Source organism: Thermomonas sp., from assembly GCF_025993755.1.
GTDB lineage: Bacteria > Pseudomonadota > Gammaproteobacteria > Xanthomonadales > Xanthomonadaceae > Thermomonas.
Window position 1 is genome coordinate 1 of sequence record NZ_JAMQHN010000093.1, and the last position, 17,589, is coordinate 17,589.

Consider the following 17,589-nt stretch of genomic DNA (forward strand, 5'->3'; position numbering starts at 1 on the left):
CGCGACCAGCACGCATTCGGATCGACTGGAATACGGATTGTTCGGTCTTTCCCAGATTCGATCCGGGCTGGGTGGCCATGCCAGAGTACGATGACCCGTTTTCCAGTCAGCAGAGTCGGAAGTACTTGACGCTGTCCCGATGGAGTCGTCGCGCGGGACTGCGACTATCGATGCTGCTGCTGGCGTTCGCGACGTCCGGCGTCCTTGCGCTGCCGCTGCAGGAAACGCCGCGGGATGCCACGAGAAGCCTGCATGGGGGCACGGCAAACCAGGCCGTGCGAACCGCAGTCCAGCCGCAGGCGGACCAGGATGAGGCATCTGCAAGACAGGAGGCGCCGGCGCAACCGCAGCAAGGGCTTACCCGCGGCGTGCGGTCCCGCGTCGCCAACCAGGGCACGGCGGATGTCCTGCATCCGGAAGCGGAATCCGATCGGGGCGTGCTGTTCCGGATTACCGCGCCGAAGCAGGACGGCTCGGCGCCACGAATCGGCTATCTGTTCGGCACGATCCATTTCGGAACGCCCGAAGAACAGGATGTCGATTACGCCACGCTGGGGCGGCTGCTGGATGGAGTTGCGGTCTTCGTCAACGAGGCCGATGTCGATACGCAATGGGACACCCGGCTGGACGGCTATCGGTGGCTGCCCGCGCGGACCTCGCTGGATCGCCTGGTGGGGGCCGATGCCATGGCCAAGGCGCGGGAACTGCTGCCGGACGTGCAGGTGCGCGATCTGCAGCGGATGCGTCCGTGGATGGTCCTGGCCTTGCTGGAAGCGCGCGGCGAGCAGGGCGGTGATGACAACGTCGATATCCGCTTGCAGCGAATCGCCGGCGGCATGGGCAAACGGCTGGTGCATCTGGAATCCCTGGAAGACCAGCTGCGGGCGCTCGACTGCGTGCCGACAGGACAACAGGCGCAGGTCCTGGCAGAACGCCTGCAGAAACCGATGTTCCTGAAGCTCGACTCGGCCGAAGCCATGGCCGCCTACAGGGCGCGGGATCTCGATGCGTGGCTGACCGACGTGGACCGCATGGACGGGCTCAGCGATGCCGCGAAGCAAATCGAACGGCGTTCCCGACTGTGCCTGCTGGAAGATCGCAATGCGCGTTGGATCGACGCGATCGAGGACCTGTACCGACGGCAGAGCGCCCTGGTGGCCGTGGGCGCCTTGCACCTGGCTGGACCGGATGGCCTGATCGCACGCCTGCGTCGCGATGGATTCAAGGTCGAGGTGATACCGCTGCAGGCGCCTTGAAACGAAAAAACCGGCGCTGGGCCGGTTTTCGCCGAAGCCATTGGTCGGGGAGACAGGATTTGAACCTGCGACTTCTACGTCCCGAACGTAGCGCTCTACCAGGCTGAGCTACACCCCGATGGCAGAGCGGCAATTTTATGGGTATGCCGGTGCAACGGCAAGGGGTCGGGAACGATCGGGCGGGATTTCGCCACGCCTCGACCCCGATGTCAGCACGATCCTGCTGCGCTGAAAATGCCCGGGCCCTAGAATGCGGGTTTCGCTGAGCGGAGTCTTGCGTTGATCAAGCCACGCACCCCCACCGGGGTCATGGAGCTGCTGCCGCGCGACCAGATCGCGTTCCAGCGCATGCTCGACACCATCCGCCAGACCTTCGAGCGCTTCGGCTTCCTGCCGGTGGAAACGCCGGTGATGGAGCTGTCCGAGGTGCTGCTGACCAAGTCCGGCGGCGAAACCGAGCGGCAGGTGTACTTCGTGCAGTCCACCGGCGCGCTGGAGAAGCAGAACGACGGCCTGCCCGAGCTGGCGCTGCGCTTCGACCTGACCGTGCCGCTGGCGCGCTACGTCGCCGAGCACGAGCACGAGCTGGCGTTCCCGTTCCGCCGCTACCAGATGCAGCGCGTCTATCGCGGTGAGCGCGCCCAGCGCGGGCGCTTCCGCGAGTTCTACCAGTGCGACATCGACGTGATCGGCAAGGACAGCCTGTCGCCGCGCTTCGATGCGGAAATCCCGGCGGTGATCGCGGCGGTGTTCGAGCGGCTGGCGATCGGCGAATTCACCATCCAGTTCAACCACCGCAAGCTGCTGCGCGGTTATTTCGAAGGCCTGGGCATCATCGGTGCGGCGCAGCTGCTGGTGCTGCGCGAGCTGGACAAGCTCGACAAGCGCGGCCCCGACGCGGTGCGCGACACGCTGGCGGGCGAGGGCTTCGGGCTTGGCGCGGAGGTCATCGACAAGCTGATGGCGTTCTCGCAGGTGCGCTCGCATGGCCACGCGGATGCGCTGGCCAAGCTTGATGCGCTGGGCGCGGGCACGCCGCTGTTCGACGAAGGCCGCGACGAGCTACGCGCCATTCTCGAGCAGCTCAAGGCGCTGGGCGTGGCGGAGCGCCGCTACGCGCTGAACCTGTCGATCGCGCGCGGGCTCGATTACTACACCGGCATCGTGTACGAGACCACGCTGGATGCCTATCCGCAGATCGGCTCGATCTGTTCGGGCGGCCGCTATGAAAACCTGGCCGGCCACTACACCAAGTCGAAGCTGCCGGGCGTGGGCATTTCCATCGGCCTGACCCGGCTGTTCTACCAGCTGCAGGAGGCCGGGCTGGTCAGCACCGCCGACAGTTCGGTGGACGTGCTGGTGGCGCTGCTGGACGAGGCGGGATTGGCGCATGCGCTGGCGCTGTCGCAGCGGCTGCGGGCGGCGGGCCTGAACGTGGAAACCCAGCTGGAGCCGCGCAAGCTGGCCAAGCAGTTCCAGTACGCCGACAAGGCCGGGATCCGCTTCGTGGTGATGCGCGGCGAGGACGAGGCCGCGCGTGGGGTGGTGACGGTGAAGGACCTGCGCCGCGGCGAGCAATTCGAAGTGGCCGAAGCCGAGCTGGCATCGGTCCTGCGGGTTGAACGAGAGCAGCCCGTCCGACTTGGCTGAGGCAAACCATTTTCCTTGAGGTTGATTCCCACGATGAGGCGCATTCTGCTCGACGGTACTTCGCTCACCCGCACCCAGCTGGTTGCCGTGGCCTACGGCGCGATGGTCGAACTGGCCCCGGCCACGCTGGAACGGGTCGGCAGGGCCGCGGATTTCCTCGCCGAGCAGGTGTCCAGGCAGGAGCCCATCTACGGCGTGTCCACCGGCTTCGGCAGCAATGCCGACAAGCTGCTGGGCGCGCATCGTCTGCGCGACGATCTGCCGGGCGCGCAGGCGTCGGAGAGGGCGCCGGGAATCGAGTTGCAGCACAACCTGATCGTCACCCACGCGGTGTGCGTGGGCGAGCCGTTCGCGCCCGAGGTGGTGCGGGCGATGCTGTGCATCCGCATCAACACCCTGCTGCGCGGGCATTCGGGCATCCGCGTGCAGACCCTGCAGGCGCTGGCCGACCTGCTCAATGCCGGCATCGTGCCGGTGGTTCCGCAGCTGGGTTCGGTGGGCGCTTCGGGCGATCTTGCGCCGCTCTCGCACCTGGCCATCGTGCTGATCGGCGGGGGCGAGGCCTTCGTGGACGGCGTGCGGATGCCGGGCGGCGAGGCGCTGGCCCGGCGCGGGCTCAAGCCGGTCGATCTGTCCTACAAGGAAGGACTGGCGCTGAACAACGGCACCGCGCAGATGCTGGCGACCGGCGTGCTGGCGATCCAGCAGCTCGAAGATTTGCTGGATACCGCCGACCTGGCCGCGGCGATGACCATCGACGCCTTCGCCGGTCGCCTCGGCGCGTTCGCGCCGGAGGTGCACGCGCTGCGCCCGCATCCCGGTCAGGTCAAGACCGCCGCCCATCTGCTGCAACTGCTGGACGGTTCCACGCTGGCCAACATTCCCTACCATCTGGTGCCGAAATTCCGCCCCTGGCAGCCGGATAGCTGGGACACGCCGGATTCGCAGGCGCTGGGCTTCGACATCGTCTGGGATTGGGTGGCGTTCTCGCAGCGCCATGGTCGCGAGAAGTTCTACCAGCGCTTCCTGCCGTTCCGCGGCGGCAAGAAGCACCAGCCGCAGGACAGCTATTCGCTGCGCTGCATCCCGCAGGTCCACGGCGCGGTGCGCGATGCGCTGGAACAGGCCAAGAGCGTGTTCGACGTCGAACTCAATGCCGTGACGGACAACCCGCTGGTGTTCCCGGACAAGACCGATGCCGCCCACGTCGAGGAGCAGGTGATCTCGGCCGGCCACTTCCACGGCATGCCGCTGGCGCTGGCAATGAGTTATCTGAAGGCGGCCATACCCGTGCTGGCTTCGATCAGCGAGCGCCGCCTGAACAAGCTGGTCGACCCTGCGACCAACGATGGACTGCCGGCGTTCCTGATCGGCAACGAGGACGGCACCGAGTCCGGGTTCATGATCGTGCAATACACCGCGGCGGCGATCGTCAACGACCTGGCTACGCGTGCGATGCCGGCGTCGGTGTATTCGATCCCGACCTCGGCCAACGCCGAGGACCACGTCTCGATGGGCGCCAATGAGGCGCGCCACGTGCTGGCGATGGTCGGCGACCTGGGCAAGGTGCTGGGGCTGGAATTGCTGGTGGCCGCGCAGGCGCTGGACCTGCGTCGCGACATGATCAATGCCGCGCGTGAACTGGCGCGGCAAAGCGATGCCGAAGGCTTTGCCGCCAAGGTGCTGGGCGGCCCGCCTGGCGAAGCGGCCGGACGTGCGGACTTCCTCGCCGAAGTCGATGCGCTTCGCGTGCAGCTGGCCAACGCCGACGAATTCCAGCCGGGCAGGGCGGTCGCCGCCGCGCATGCGGCGCTGCGTAGCCGCATCCCGCATCTGGATCGCGATCGGGCCTTGAATGCGGAAGTGGCCGCCGCCGTGGCGATGGTGGCCGACGGCAGCGTGCTCGCCGCGGCGCGCGCGGCCTGAATCCGGGGTGACTCAGGCTTCGCGGGCGCCGCGCGCCCGGGGCAGTTTTCCGAAACGCCCGCTGTTGAAGTCCTCGATGGCTTGCGTGATTTCCTGCCGGGTGTTCATCACGAACGGCCCGTAGCCGACCACTGGCTCGTCGATCGGTTCGCCGGACAGCAGCAGGATCTTGGCATCGCCGCTGGCGACGAGGGTAAGCGCTTCGCCTTCGGCGGAAAGCGTCGCCATTTCGGCGGCGTCGAGCGCAGTGGCGTCGTTGATCGTCACCCGACCGGCCAGCACCACCAGCAGCGTGTTCCAGCCGTCCGGCTGCGGCAGATCCAGCGCGTGGCCGTCCTTGAGCCGCACGTCCAGCACGTTCATCGGCGTGAAGGTGTTGGCCGGTCCCGCGCTGTCGCCGAAGCGTCCCGCGATGACCCGTACCTTGCCGGCGTCGTCCGGCAAGCCGACCGCGGGAATCCGGTCGTCGGTGATGCCCTGGTAGTGCGGCGCCGACAGCTTGTCCCTGGCGGGCAGGTTGACCCACAGCTGCACCACCTCGAACGGACCGCCGCGCGCGGCGTAGTCGGCCGAGTGGAACTCCTCGTGGATGATTCCGCCGGCCGCGGTCATCCACTGCACGTCGCCCTTGCGGATCACGCCGCCGGCGCCGGTGGAGTCGCGATGTTCGACTTCGCCGTCATAGACGATCGTGACGGTCTCGAACCCACGGTGCGGATGGCTGCCGACCCCGCGCCGTTCGCGGGTGGCCGAAAATTCCATGGGCGCGGCGTAGTCGAGCAGCAGGAACGGGCTGCGGTCGGGCACGCCCGGGCTGTTGTAGTCGAACATCCCGTGCACGGGGAATCCGTTGCCCACCCAGTGCCGACCCGGCGCCTTGCGGGTGGAAAGCACGGTCTTGCGGGCGATGGCGAGGGTGGTGTTCATGGCGGTGCTCCCTTGGGCGCGAACGCGGGTTGCGCGGCGATGGTCACGATATTGCACCTGGTTTTCTGAAACAAATACCCGGTTTATCGCCTGAGTGTTTCGAATCTGGAACGATGGACCGTGTGCAGACTTGCCTCCGGAGCGCCGCAAGCATTCGGCTTCAGCAAACGAGGTTCAGCCGCGCACGCCGCCCGGCTTGCAGTCCGGATACAGGCTGGCGGCGGCGCTGGGGCGGGCGGCGACGCGCTCGAACCACGGTCCGAGGTGGGGCAGGCGGCGGTCGAAGGGCTGGCCCACCGAATCGGCGAAGTCCAGCCAGACGTAGAGCCAGATGTCTGCGAAGGTGAAGCGGGCGCCGGCCAGATAGTCGTGCCCGTCGAGCATCGCATCGAGCCAGGCGATGCGGTCTTGCGCAACGCGCTTGAGCCCGGCCGCCGCTTCGGGCGCGACCGGGATGCGGTGTTCGAAACGCGCCAGGCCTTCCGCGTAGTGGTAGGCGTTGTGGATGTTTTCGGTGATGTTGAGCTCGGCGCGGCGCTGCCACATCCGCGCCTGGGCGCGCTCCTGCGGCGTAGTGCCGATCAGCGGCGGCGTGGGATGCAGTTCTTCGAGGTATTCCATGATCGCCACCGCTTCGGACAGGCAGGTGCCGTCGTCCAGAAGCAGCGCCGGGGTCTGTCCGGCGGGGTTGGCGTCGAGGAACGGGCGGCGGCGGTTCTCGCCGTCGAACACGTCGATCTGGCGGCTCGGCAGCTCCAGCCCCTTTTCGTGCAGGAACATCCGCAGCGTGCGCGGGGCGGGGCTCAGGGCGTCGAGCAGCAGCATGGCGCGACTCAGTGGAACGGCAGCGGCTGCTTGGACGACTGCGGCATGTAGAAGTCGTGCAGGTATTTCTCGCCTTCGTCGTCGAAGATCGTCACCACGGTTTTGATGTCCGGGTGCTGCGCGCGGATCCGCTGCGCCGCCAGCAGGTGGGCTCCGGAGCTGGGGCCGCACAGCAGGCCGCGGGTGCGCGCCAGCTTGCGCATTTCGGCCACCGCGTCCTCGCTGGACACGCTGATGGTGTTGTCGCCGACCAGTTCGCGGTGGCGGGCGAAGATGCCGGGAATGAAGCCGTCGGAGATGCCCTCGATCTGATGCAGCGCGACTTCGCCGCACAGGATGGTGCGCGATTCCGAAGGCTCCATCGCGAACAGCCGCACGTTCGGGTTAACGGCGCGCAGCGCCTGGCCGACCCCGATCAGGGTGCCGCCGGTGCCCACGCCGTGCACGAAAGCGTCGGGGATGCGGCCGCCGAGCTGGGACAGGATTTCCTGACCGAGCCAGCTGCGGTTTTCCTCGACGTTCCATTCGTTCTCGAACTGGCCGGGGAAGAAGAAGCCGGGCTGCTGGCCGAGCTGGCGCGCGCGCTCCAGCGCGTCGTTGACGTGGAAGGTGCCGCAGAACAGCACCTCGGCGCCGAACGCGCGCGAGATCGCCACGCGCTCGGTGGACAGCCCCTCGGGCATGACCACGAGCATGCGGTAGCCCTTGACCGCGGCGACCATCGAGAAGGCGTTGCCGGTGTTGCCGCTGGTGGCCTCGACGATGGTGTCGCCGGGCTTGAGCAGGCCCTCGCGTTCGGCGCGTTCGACGATGTACTTGGCGATCCGGGCCTTGATCGAGCCGGACGGATTGAGGAACTCGCACTTGGCGAAGACGGCGTCGATGTCCAGCAGCGGGGTGTCGCCGATGGCGTCGAGGATGTTGGTCGAAACCGTGGGATAGCGGGTGGGCATGGTCGTCACACGAGTGGGCGCAGGGAGCACAGTGTTGCCGTGCGCCCCCCATGCTCGCACTGACCGACGTCAACGCCGCGCGAAAACGCGAAACGCCCCTTGCGGGGCGTTTGTCTTGGATCGATCCCGGGAGCCTCAGCGGTGCCGGTAGGTGATGCGGCCCTTGGTCAGGTCGTAGGGCGTCATCTCCACCTTGACCTTGTCGCCGGTCAGGATGCGGATGTAGTTCTTGCGCATGCGCCCGGAGATGTGGGCGATGATTTCATGGCCGTTTTCGAGCGTCACCCGGAACATGGTGTTCGGGAGGGTTTCGGAAATGGTGCCTTCGAATTCGATGACGTCGTCTTTCGCCATGGGCGGAATGCATACCGGGCGCCGCGAATGCGGTCCCAAAGTCCACTATTTTCGCACGTTGCCGGGTTGTTCGCAAAACGCGCACCTGCGGTACCGGGTGCGGGCATCCCCGAACCCGGCGGCGGCCTTCGGCCTTGACCGGTCTGTGTGCGTGGTTCGCGACGGGTTCCGGCAGGGGGCAGGACAAGCATTTTTGACGCGGATTGGCGCGGATAAAATCTGATTGAAGGTTTGATCCGCGTTCATCCGCGATTATCCGCGTCAACAAACAGCACTGTCCGTGCCCAGAGATCGTCGACTCCCGATGCAGTGACGCATTGCGATGGACGTTGGCTACGTAGCGTGTGGTGGTGTGGCGGTCAGGATTTGAGCAGCCGACCAGGAACCGAAGCGTTCCGTCCACTGTCCCGGAGTGCCCGGCAGGTCGCGTTGTCGCGACAGCGCGGCGAGGTAGCGCTCGCGCGGCCAGACCTCGACGCCCAGACGCTCGGTGTGGGCGTTTGGCACCTGGGCGTCGATCAGCGGCCAGCCCCAGTCGTGCAGGCGGCTGGCGAGCGCCGCCAGCGCCAGCGAGGAGCCGCCGGATTGCGCCGAGAACATGCTGTCGCCACAGAACATCTGTCCGAACGCCAGTCCGATCAGACCGCCGACCAGGGTCTCGCCCGCGTACACCTCGACACTGTGTGCGTGGCCGAGGCGATGCAGCTCGCGGTAGGCGGCGAACATGCCGGTGGTGATCCAGGTGCCGCGCTGGCCGTGCCGCGGCGCCATGCAGCCGCGAACGACGCCGACGAAATCGGTATCCGCGCGCACCGTCCAGCCGCTGTGGCGCAGCTGGCGCCGGAGTCTGCGCGGCAGATGGACGCCATCGCTGCGCAGCACCGCGCGCCGCGCCGGACTCCACCACAGGATCGGTTCGCCTTCCGAATACCAGGGAAAGATGCCGCTGCGGTAGGCGTTGAGGAATCGCGCGGGCGACAGGTCGCCGCCGAAGGCGAGCAGGCCGTCGGGATCGGCCAGCGCGCGCTCGACCGGAGGGAAGGGCGATGCCGGGTCGGAACCGAGTCGCGGCAGGTGAAGCTCCATCGCCCCATTGTAGGAGCGACCCATGGGCGCGATCCGGTATTGGTTCGGTACGGATCAGTGCCCTTCGTCGAGGAACCTCTCCGCGTCCAGTGCCGCCATGCAGCCGAAGCCGGCCGAGGTGATCGCCTGCCGGTAGACCTGATCGGCCACGTCGCCGGCGGCGAACACGCCTTCCACGCTGGTCTGGGTGGCGTTGCCGTCGAGCCCGGTGCGGATGGTCAGATAGCCGTTGCGCATGGCGAGCTGATCCTTGAACAGTTCGGTGTTCGGGCTGTGGCCGATGGCGACGAAGAAGCCCTGCACGTCGATTTCGCGGGTGCTGCCGTCCTGCACCGACTTCAGGCGCATGCCGGTGACGCCGGCGTCGTTGCCCAGCACTTCATCGACGGTGTGGTGCCAGACCGGCTCGATCTTGCCGGCCTCGATCCTGGCGAACAGTTTGTCCTGCATGATCTTCTCGGCGCGCAGGGTGTCGCGGCGGTGGACCAGATAGACCTTGCGGGCGATGTTGGAGAGGTACAGCGCCTCTTCCACGGCGGTGTTGCCGCCGCCGATCACGGCCACGTCCTGATCCTTGAAGAAGAAACCGTCGCAGGTCGCGCAGGCGGACACGCCGCGGCCCTTGAAGGTTTCCTCGGATGGGATGCCGAGGTATTTGGCGGTGGCGCCCGTCGCGATGATCAGCGCGTCGCAGCTGTATTCGCCGGAATCGCCGGTGAGCACGAACGGGCGCTGCGAAAGGTCGGCGGTGTGGATGTGGTCGAACACGACTTCGGTATCGAAGCGCTCGGCGTGCGCCTGCATCCGCGCCATCAGGTCCGGGCCCATCAGGCCGTGGGCGTCGCCGGGCCAGTTGTCGACCTCGGTGGTGGTGGTCAGCTGGCCGCCCATCTGCATGCCGGTGATGACGACCGGCTTGAGGTTGGCGCGCGCGGCATAGACAGCGGCGGTCCAGCCGGCGGGGCCGGAGCCGAGGATCAGGAGGCGAACGTGGCGGGGCGTGGTCATGGTGGCGGGCAATGTCCCTATAATTGGAAGGATTCGCGTTGGCGGCGGGAAGCCTCTAGCTTGGCGGCCGCCGCGCAGCGATACAAGCCGCGATCGCCGGAACGCTGCTGACCACGGCAAGAACACTGACCCATCAGGAGCGAACCATGCGTATCGGAGTCCCCAAGGAAACCAAGACCCTCGAAGGGCGCGTTGCGCTCGTGCCGGCCGCCGCGGGCGATCTGGTCAAGCGTGGGCATGAGGTGTGGCTGGAGCAGGGCGCCGGGCTGAAGTCCGGTTTCGGGGACGAACAGTACACCCGACTGGGCGTGAAGATCGCGCCGGACGCCGCCGCCTTGTACGAAAAGGGCGAGATGATCGTCAAGGTCAAGGAGCCGATCGCCGGCGACCTGCAGCACCTGCGCAAGGACCACCTGCTGTTCTGCTATCTGCATCTGGCGGCCGAACCGGCGCTGACCAGGCGCCTGCTGGAGATCGGCCTGACCGGCATCGCCTTCGAGACGGTGGAACTGGCCAATGGCGAACTTCCGCTGCTGGCGCCGATGTCGGTGATCGCCGGCACCCTGGCGACCCAGGTCGGCACCCACCTGCTGCACCAGCCGATGGGCGGCAAGGGCAAGATGCTTGGCGGCCTGTCGGCGACCGAACGCGGCAAGGTGGTGGTGTTCGGCGCCGGCAAGGCAGGCGGTGCGGCGGCGACGCTGGCGGCCGCGGCGGGCGCCAACGTCACGGTGTTCGAAATGCGCCATGACCGCATGGACGAAATGCGCCGGCTCGGCAACAACGTCACGGCGCTGTACCCCTACCACGACCTCGTCGCCAGCGAAGTGGCCTCGGCCGATCTCGTGGTCGGCGCGGTGCTGGTGACCGGCGCGCGCGCGCCGCACGTGATGAACCGCGAGATGCTCAAGGGCATGGAGCCGGGCAGCGTGCTGGTGGACATCGCCATCGACCAGGGTGGCTGCTTCGAGACCTCGCGCCCGACCAACTGGAAGGAACCGACCTACGTGGAAGAGGGCGTCACCCACTTCTGCGTCACCAACATGCCCGGCGCGGTGCCGCAGACCTCCTCGCAGGCGATTTGCGCGGCGATCCTGCCCTGGATCAACCTGCTTGCGGCGGGTGACAGCTGGCGCAACAACGCGGCGCTGGTGAAGGGCATCAACGTCGAAGCCGGGAAAATCGTGCATCCGGCGCTGCACGGCATGAATCTTTGACGTACTATCAAGCAGGTGCGGAAGATTCCTGAGGTTTGATCGCAGGTGGGGAAAGCGGTAGCTGACGTTCGCAAGACCGGCCGGAAACCGGCGTCGCGTGACCGCGGCAGCCGTTCGCAATCCTTGCCCAAGCTGTGGCGCGACATCGCGTTGATCGCGATCGCGCCATTGCTGCTGTACCTGCTGGCTTGCCTGTTTTCCTATTCGCCGTCGGATCCGGGCTGGGATCATGGCGGCAGCCTGCTGGCGCCGGTCCACAACCTCGGCGGGATTGCCGGGGCCTGGACCGCGAGCTTCCTGCTGTTCCTGACCGGCTATGTCGCCTTCCTGCTGCCCTTCGTGCTGGGCGCGATCGCCTGGATCGCGCTGTTCGGGATGGACAGCGATGGCGATGGCAGGGCCGACCTCGGTCCGGCGCTGCGCCTGGTCGGCATCGTCGGTTTTCTGGTGGCCAGCTGCGGCCTGCTGTTCCTGCGCGGCGTGCCGGCCAACGATTTTTCCGCGGGCAGCGGCGGCATCCTGGGCACCCTGGCCGGGCGCTCGCTGCTGCACGGCTTCGGCCCGGTCGGCGCCAACCTGTTCCTTGTCACCTTGTTCCTGATCTCCGTCACCCTGGCCACCGGGTTGTCGTGGCTGGCGGTCATGGACCGGATCGGCGCCTGGGTGCTGGCGCTGCCGGGCCTGCTCGACCGCGGCGCACGGCAGGGCGCGAAGACCGCGAGCGAGTGGGGCGAAGCGCGGGCGCTGCGCGAGGAGCGCGAAGAAGCGCGGCGCGCCGACAGCCAGCAACGCGCCAGGCGCGAGCCGGTGCGGATCGAGCCGCCGACCGCGCCAGTGGTCGAAAAGAGCGAGCGCGCCAAGCGCGAGCAGCAGATCCCGTTGTTCCACGGCGGCGATGTTTTGGGTGTTCCCCCACTGGCCTTGCTCGACGAACCCAAGCCGCAGCCCCTGAGCTACGACGAGGACACGCTGGAGACCTTGTCGCGGCAGATCGAGTTCAAGCTCAAGGATTTCCGCATCGATGCCGCGGTGGTGGGCGCCTATCCGGGCCCGGTGATCACCCGTTTCGAGGTGCAGCCCGCGCCGGGGGTGAAGGTCAGCCAGATTTCCTCGCTCGACAAGGACATCGCCCGCGGGCTGTCGGTGAAGTCGGTGCGCGTGGTCGACGTGATCCCCGGCAAATCGGTGATCGGGATGGAAATCCCGAACGTGCGCCGGGAAATGATCTACCTGAGCGAGCTGCTGCGCTCGAAGGAATACGACAAATCCGGCAGTCCGCTGACGCTGGCGCTGGGCAAGGACATCGCCGGCAAGCCGATCGTTGCCGACCTCGGGCGGATGCCGCACCTGCTGGTGGCCGGCACCACCGGTTCCGGCAAGTCGGTGGCGGTCAACGCGATGGTGCTCTCGCTGCTCTACAAGGCCTCCGCGCAGGACGTGCGGATGCTGATGATCGACCCGAAGATGCTGGAACTGTCGGTCTATCAGGGCATTCCGCACCTGCTGGCGCCGGTGGTGACGGACATGAAGGAGGCCGCGAATGGTCTTCGCTGGTGCGTGGCGGAGATGGAGCGCCGCTACAAGCTGATGAGCGCGGTGGGCGTGCGCAACCTGGCCGGCTTCAACAAGAAGGTGAAGGACGCCATCGACGCCGGCCAGCCGCTGCTCGACCCGCTGTTCAAGGCCGGGCCGGAATCGGGCGAGGTCGCGCCGACGCTGGAGCCGTTGCCGTTCATCGTCGTGTTCATCGACGAATTCGCCGACATGATGATGATCGTCGGCAAGAAGGTCGAGGAACTGATCGCGCGCCTCGCGCAGAAGGCCCGCGCCTCCGGCATCCACCTGATCCTGGCCACCCAGCGGCCGTCGGTGGACGTCATCACCGGCCTGATCAAGGCCAACATTCCCACCCGCATCGCCTTCCAGGTCTCCAGCAAGATCGATTCCCGCACCATCCTCGACCAGAGCGGCGCGGAAACCCTGCTCGGCAACGGCGACATGCTCTATCTGCCGCCGGGAACCGCCATGCCCGAGCGCATCCATGGCGCGTTCGTGTCGGACGAGGAAGTGCATCGCGTGGTCGAGCACCTCAAGCAGGACGGCGGCGGCCCGGATTACATCGAGGGTGTGCTGGAAGAAACCCAGACCATGTACGACGGCAGCAGCGTCGGCGCCGGCGGCTTGCCGGAAGCGCCGGTCAGCATCGATCCGGAGGCGGATCCGCTGTACGACCAGGCCGTGCAGATCGTCACCGAAACCCGCCGCGCCTCTATTTCCGGCGTCCAGCGGCGATTGAAGATCGGCTACAACCGCGCCGCGCGACTGGTCGAAGCGATGGAAGCGGCAGGCGTGGTCAGCGCCCCTGAGCACAACGGCGATCGCGCCGTGCTGGCACCGCCGCCGCCGCGCTGAGGGCAGGGTGGCCCGAGGAAGCGCGCCCTGCGCGCGGGTGCCGGAGAATGCTGCATTCAGCATGGTGGCGACACACTGTTCGCAACGCCGCAGGAGGTGCTGCATGAAATCCATCGTTTCCGCCACGCTGGCCGTGGTGCTGTTGTCCGCCAGCGGCATCGCCGACGCAGGGGCGCGTCAGGACCTCGCGGCATTCGCCTCGGGCCTGCGTGGTCTGGACGGCCAGTTCAATCAGGAGGTGTACGACCCGCAGGGACGGCGCAAGGAATCCAGCTCCGGTCGCGTGGCGCTGTCGGCGCCGCATTTGTTCCGCTGGGAATACCGGCAGCCCTACGCGCAATTGGTCCTGGCCGATGGCAAGACCGTGTGGGTGTTCGATCCAGACCTGAAGCAGGCAAGCCGCCGCCCGCAGGGCGCCGAAGAAGCCAGCAGCCCGCTGGCCGTCCTGCTCGACCCGGCACGGCTTGATCGCGATTTCATCGTCAAGGAAGCCGGCGATGCCGACGGCCTGAACTGGCTGTCGATCCAGCCTCGCAGCGCCGAGGCCGGGTTCCGCAGCGCGCGCCTGGGATTCTTGCGCAACCAGTTGCTGCGCATGGAATACGAGGACGCGCTCGGCCAGCGCACCGAGATCCGTTTCAGCAACTGGAAGCGCAACCCGGCGTTTGCCGCGGGAACGTTCGTCTTCACACCGCCCACCGGCGTGGATGTGATCGGCGGGTAAGAGCGGTTCGCCGCCGCCGCAGTTCGCGCGTGTTGCGAACCATTCGCGATTGGGTGCATCGCAAGCGGGAACGAGGGCCGCTGTTCGCGTGAAAACGCGATGCAGGTATGGCCGTGGCCGCATCGCGGCGGGTAGAATGCGCGGCTACCGGTCGACGGCTTCGTGTCGTCGAACTCTTCCACAACGCATGAGGCAAGCGTGCTGGCCGAGTATCTTCCCCCCCTGCTGTTCCTGATCGTCGCTGCCGGCATCGGCATTGTCCTGATCATCGTCGGCAACGTGCTCGGCCCCAAGCGGCCGTCCCCGGAGAAACTGTCTCCGTACGAATGCGGCTTCGATGCGTTCGAGAACGCGCGCATGCCGTTCGACGTGCGCTACTACCTGGTCGCGATCCTGTTCATCGTGTTCGACCTTGAAATCGCCTTCGTCTTCCCGTGGGCGGCGGTGTTCCGCGATCTGGGGGCGTTCGGCCTGATCGAGATGGGCACCTTCCTTGTGCTGCTGGTGATCGGTTTCGCGTACGTGTGGAAGCGCGGCGCGCTGGAGTGGGAATGAGCAACCTCGTCCAAAGCGTTCTCGATGCGGCCAACAATCCGCTGCCCGAAGGCAGGCTGGACGACATCCTGCGGGCCGGCGACGGCAACCCGCTGCAGCAGAACGGGTTCGTCACCACCAGCATGGACGCGTTGTGGAACTGGGCGCGCACCGGCTCGATGTGGCCGGTGACGTTCGGCCTGGCCTGCTGCGCGGTGGAGATGATGCACGCGGGCGCCGCGCGGCTCGACCTCGACCGCTACGGCGTGGTGTTCCGCCCGTCGCCGCGCCAGTCCGACGTGATGATCGTGGCCGGCACCCTGGTCAACAAGATGGCGCCGGCGCTGCGCAAGGTCTACGACCAGATGCCCGATCCGAAGTGGGTGATCTCGATGGGCAGTTGCGCCAACGGCGGCGGCTACTACCACTATTCCTATTCGGTGGTGCGCGGCTGCGACCGGGTGATTCCGGTCGACGTCTACGTGCCGGGCTGCCCGCCGACCGCCGAGGCGCTGGTGTACGGCATCCTGCAATTGCAGAAGAAGATTCGCCGCCTGGAGCAGAACCCGTTCTCCAAGGCGGACAAGCCCGAAGGTGCGCGCGCATGAGCACGACGCTGGTCGATGCGCTTGCCGCACGTTTCGGCGCCGAGGCGCTCAAGGTCGCGCAGCCGCGCGGTGAAATCACGCTGGAACTGACCCCGGAAATCTGGCTGTCGGCCGCCACCGCGCTGCGTGACGAGTTCGGATTCGATACCTTCATCGACCTGTGCGGGGTCGATTACCTCGGCTATGGCAACGACGAGTGGGACGGCGTCGAGGCGAACTGGCACGGCTTCGGCCGTGGCGCCGAAGGCTACGGCCCGGGCCGGTTCAACTGGGGCGAAGAGCCCAGCCACCAGGTCTCGACCCCGGCCGGCATCGCCCCGGATCGCCGCGAAACCAGGCGCTTCGCGGTGGTCATGCAGCTGCTTTCGATCCGCGACAACAAGCGCGTCGCCGCGCGCTGCTTCGCCCCCGACGACGGCCTGCCGATGGTGCCTTCCGTCACCGGCGTCTGGCGCGGCGCGGACTGGTACGAGCGCGAGGCTTTCGACTTGTACGGGGTGATCTTCGACGGCCATCCCGACCTGCGCCGCATCCTGACCGACTATGGCTTCATCGGCCATCCGTTCCGCAAGGATTTCCCGCTGATCGGCAATGTCGAGGTGCACTACGACGCCGAGCGCAAGCGCGTGGTCTATGCGCCGGTCACCAGCGTGGTGCCGCGCGTGGGCGTGGCGCGGGTGATTCGCGACGACAGCCGCTTCGACACCGCCGAGGAAGAGATCGAACACCGCATCCTCGACCGGGAGACCCGCCGATGAACGCGCACGTCATGCCCAGCTCCGAGCCGTTCGCCAGCAATCCGGAAGAGGCCCGGCAGGAAATCCGCAACTACACGATGAACTTCGGGCCGCAGCATCCGGCGGCCCATGGCGTGCTGCGCCTGATCCTGGAGATGGATGGCGAAGTGGTGCGCCGCGCCGATCCGCACGTCGGCCTGCTCCATCGCGGCACCGAGAAACTGGCCGAATCCAAGCCATTCAACCAGTCGATCCCGTACATGGACCGGCTGGATTACGTGTCGATGATGTGCAACGAGCACGCTTACGTGCGCGCCATCGAAACCCTGATGGGGATCGAGGCGCCGGAGCGTGCGCAGTGGATCCGCACGTTGTTCGACGAGGTCACCCGCATCCTCAACCACCTGATGTGGCTGGGCAGCAATGCGCTCGACCTCGGCGCGATGGCGGTGTTCCTCTACAGCTTCCGCGAGCGTGAGGAGCTGATGGACACCTACGAGGCGGTGTCCGGCGCGCGCATGCACGCGGCCTACTATCGTCCGGGCGGCGTCTATCGCGACCTGCCGGACCGCATGCCCAAGTACAAGGAGTCGCCTTGGCACAAGGGCGGCAAGCTCAAGCGCTTCAACGAGGCCCGCGAAGGTTCGCTGCTCGACTACCTCGAGCACTTCACCCGGACCTTTCCGGATCGCGTCGACGAATACGAAACCCTGCTGACCGAAAACCGGATCTGGAAGCAGCGCACGGTCGGGATCGGCGTCGTCGCGCCCGAGCAGGCCAAGGCCCTGGGAATGAGCGGCGTCATGCTGCGCGGCTCGGGGATCGAGTGGGATCTGCGCAAGAAGCAGCCCTATGCGAAGTACGCCGAGGTCGATTTCGACATTCCGATCGGCGTCAACGGCGACTGCTACGACCGCTACCTCGTGCGCATTGCCGAGATGCGCGAGTCCAACCGCATCATCGCCCAGTGCGTGGAGTGGCTGAAGGCCAACCCCGGCCCGGTCATGGTCAACAACTACAAGGTTGCGCCGCCGTCCCGTGCCGAGATGAAGCACAGCATGGAAGCGCTGATCCACCACTTCAAGCTGTTCTCCGAAGGCTACTGCGTGCCGGCCGGCGAGACTTATGCCGCGGTGGAGGCGCCCAAGGGCGAGTTTGGCTGCTACCTGGTCAGCGATGGCGCCAACAAGCCGTTCCGCGTCCATCTGCGCGCCCCCGGCTTCGCCCACCTGGCCTCGATGGACGAGATCGTCAAGGGCCACATGCTCTCCGACGTGGTGGCGATGATCGGCACCTACGACCTGGTGTTCGGCGAGGTGGATCGATGAGTGCCCGTACCCCGTTCGCCGGTTGCCCCGCCGCAGCCCGCGGA

At 66.9% G+C, this 17,589-nt stretch carries 15 protein-coding genes, 1 tRNA gene and 1 pseudogene; 10 read left to right on the forward strand and 7 right to left on the reverse strand.

What is annotated here, in order from left to right; all coding sequences use genetic code 11:
• The first annotated feature begins 275 nt into the window (after positions 1-275).
• Positions 276-1,256 carry a TraB/GumN family protein gene (locus Q0X16_RS06440; protein ID WP_297832181.1) on the forward strand — a complete coding sequence of 327 codons (981 nt, stop codon included), beginning with the start codon at positions 276-278 and terminating at the stop codon, positions 1,254-1,256.
• Between the two features lie 41 nt (positions 1,257-1,297).
• Here the strand turns inward: Q0X16_RS06440 and Q0X16_RS06445 are convergent.
• Positions 1,298-1,374, reverse strand: a tRNA-Pro gene (locus Q0X16_RS06445).
• Positions 1,375-1,535: 161 nt separating this feature from the next.
• Here Q0X16_RS06445 and hisS point away from each other — a divergent pair.
• On the forward strand, positions 1,536-2,906 hold the full coding sequence (gene hisS / locus Q0X16_RS06450; protein ID WP_297832185.1) for a histidine--tRNA ligase: 1,371 nt from the start codon (positions 1,536-1,538) through the stop codon (positions 2,904-2,906).
• 33 nt (positions 2,907-2,939) lie between these two features.
• Positions 2,940-4,832, forward strand: coding sequence for an aromatic amino acid ammonia-lyase (locus Q0X16_RS06455; RefSeq protein ID WP_297832188.1), 1,893 nt, complete (start codon positions 2,940-2,942; stop codon positions 4,830-4,832).
• A gap of 12 nt (positions 4,833-4,844) precedes the next feature.
• On the opposite strand, the gene Q0X16_RS06460 is transcribed toward Q0X16_RS06455, so the two are convergent.
• The 6 genes from Q0X16_RS06460 to trxB all read right to left on the reverse strand — a co-directional run bounded on the left by Q0X16_RS06460 (position 4,845) and on the right by trxB (position 9,997).
• Positions 4,845-5,759, reverse strand: coding sequence for a pirin family protein (locus tag Q0X16_RS06460; RefSeq protein WP_297832191.1), 915 nt, complete (start codon positions 5,757-5,759; stop codon positions 4,845-4,847).
• A 174-nt stretch (positions 5,760-5,933) separates the two neighbouring features.
• Positions 5,934-6,584 carry a glutathione S-transferase family protein gene (locus tag Q0X16_RS06465; RefSeq protein ID WP_297832193.1) on the reverse strand — a complete coding sequence of 217 codons (651 nt, stop codon included), beginning with the start codon at positions 6,582-6,584 and terminating at the stop codon, positions 5,934-5,936.
• Positions 6,585-6,592: 8 nt separating this feature from the next.
• On the reverse strand, positions 6,593-7,537 hold the full coding sequence (locus Q0X16_RS06470; RefSeq protein ID WP_297832195.1) for a cysteine synthase family protein: 945 nt from the start codon (positions 7,535-7,537) through the stop codon (positions 6,593-6,595).
• 135 nt (positions 7,538-7,672) lie between these two features.
• Positions 7,673-7,891, reverse strand: coding sequence for a translation initiation factor IF-1 (gene infA / locus Q0X16_RS06475; RefSeq protein WP_297174849.1), 219 nt, complete (start codon positions 7,889-7,891; stop codon positions 7,673-7,675).
• Between the two features lie 333 nt (positions 7,892-8,224).
• On the reverse strand, positions 8,225-8,977 hold the full coding sequence (aat, locus tag Q0X16_RS06480) for a leucyl/phenylalanyl-tRNA--protein transferase (RefSeq protein WP_297832198.1): 753 nt from the start codon (positions 8,975-8,977) through the stop codon (positions 8,225-8,227).
• Between the two features lie 54 nt (positions 8,978-9,031).
• On the reverse strand, positions 9,032-9,997 hold the full coding sequence (gene trxB / locus Q0X16_RS06485; protein WP_297832201.1) for a thioredoxin-disulfide reductase: 966 nt from the start codon (positions 9,995-9,997) through the stop codon (positions 9,032-9,034).
• A gap of 134 nt (positions 9,998-10,131) precedes the next feature.
• Here trxB and ald point away from each other — a divergent pair, with 134 nt between their 5' ends.
• The 7 genes and pseudogenes from ald to Q0X16_RS06520 all read left to right on the forward strand — a co-directional run bounded on the left by ald (position 10,132) and on the right by Q0X16_RS06520 (position 17,545).
• Entirely contained in the window at positions 10,132-11,202 is a 1,071-nt protein-coding gene (ald, locus tag Q0X16_RS06490; RefSeq protein WP_297832203.1) for an alanine dehydrogenase, read from the forward strand.
• A gap of 129 nt (positions 11,203-11,331) precedes the next feature.
• Positions 11,332-13,614: pseudogene (locus Q0X16_RS06495) on the forward strand (DNA translocase FtsK 4TM domain-containing protein); the annotation flags it as partial.
• A 103-nt stretch (positions 13,615-13,717) separates the two neighbouring features.
• Positions 13,718-14,338 carry an outer membrane lipoprotein chaperone LolA gene (gene lolA / locus Q0X16_RS06500; RefSeq protein WP_297832209.1) on the forward strand — a complete coding sequence of 207 codons (621 nt, stop codon included), beginning with the start codon at positions 13,718-13,720 and terminating at the stop codon, positions 14,336-14,338.
• A 198-nt stretch (positions 14,339-14,536) separates the two neighbouring features.
• On the forward strand, positions 14,537-14,893 hold the full coding sequence (locus Q0X16_RS06505) for an NADH-quinone oxidoreductase subunit A (RefSeq protein ID WP_297832212.1): 357 nt from the start codon (positions 14,537-14,539) through the stop codon (positions 14,891-14,893).
• Positions 14,890-15,480 carry an NADH-quinone oxidoreductase subunit B gene (locus tag Q0X16_RS06510; protein ID WP_297832214.1) on the forward strand — a complete coding sequence of 197 codons (591 nt, stop codon included), beginning with the start codon at positions 14,890-14,892 and terminating at the stop codon, positions 15,478-15,480. The genes Q0X16_RS06505 and Q0X16_RS06510 overlap by 4 nt, the downstream gene beginning before the upstream one ends.
• Positions 15,477-16,238 (forward strand): NADH-quinone oxidoreductase subunit C, encoded by a 762-nt coding sequence (locus tag Q0X16_RS06515; protein WP_297832217.1) that lies wholly within the window; start codon positions 15,477-15,479, stop codon positions 16,236-16,238. Before Q0X16_RS06510 ends, Q0X16_RS06515 begins: the two co-directional genes overlap by 4 nt.
• Positions 16,235-17,545, forward strand: coding sequence for an NADH-quinone oxidoreductase subunit D (locus Q0X16_RS06520; RefSeq protein ID WP_297832220.1), 1,311 nt, complete (start codon positions 16,235-16,237; stop codon positions 17,543-17,545). The genes Q0X16_RS06515 and Q0X16_RS06520 overlap by 4 nt, the downstream gene beginning before the upstream one ends.
• Positions 17,546-17,589: the final 44 nt, after the last annotated feature.

Bases quoted from the DNA above. Each gene is read 5' to 3' on its own strand.
- Q0X16_RS06470 (WP_297832195.1), bottom strand. From the start codon at position 7,537: ATGCCCACCCGCTATCCCACGGTTTCGACCAACATCCTCGACGCCATC.
- Q0X16_RS06520 (WP_297832220.1), top strand. From the start codon at position 16,235: ATGAACGCGCACGTCATGCCCAGCTCCGAGCCGTTCGCCAGCAATCCG.
- ald (WP_297832203.1), top strand. From the start codon at position 10,132: ATGCGTATCGGAGTCCCCAAGGAAACCAAGACCCTCGAAGGGCGCGTT.
- Q0X16_RS06515 (WP_297832217.1), top strand. From the start codon at position 15,477: ATGAGCACGACGCTGGTCGATGCGCTTGCCGCACGTTTCGGCGCCGAG.
- Q0X16_RS06455 (WP_297832188.1), top strand. From the start codon at position 2,940: ATGAGGCGCATTCTGCTCGACGGTACTTCGCTCACCCGCACCCAGCTG.
- Q0X16_RS06510 (WP_297832214.1), top strand. From the start codon at position 14,890: ATGAGCAACCTCGTCCAAAGCGTTCTCGATGCGGCCAACAATCCGCTG.
- infA (WP_297174849.1), bottom strand. From the start codon at position 7,891: ATGGCGAAAGACGACGTCATCGAATTCGAAGGCACCATTTCCGAAACC.
- Q0X16_RS06465 (WP_297832193.1), bottom strand. From the start codon at position 6,584: ATGCTGCTGCTCGACGCCCTGAGCCCCGCCCCGCGCACGCTGCGGATG.
- Q0X16_RS06460 (WP_297832191.1), bottom strand. From the start codon at position 5,759: ATGAACACCACCCTCGCCATCGCCCGCAAGACCGTGCTTTCCACCCGC.
- aat (WP_297832198.1), bottom strand. From the start codon at position 8,977: ATGGAGCTTCACCTGCCGCGACTCGGTTCCGACCCGGCATCGCCCTTC.
- lolA (WP_297832209.1), top strand. From the start codon at position 13,718: ATGAAATCCATCGTTTCCGCCACGCTGGCCGTGGTGCTGTTGTCCGCC.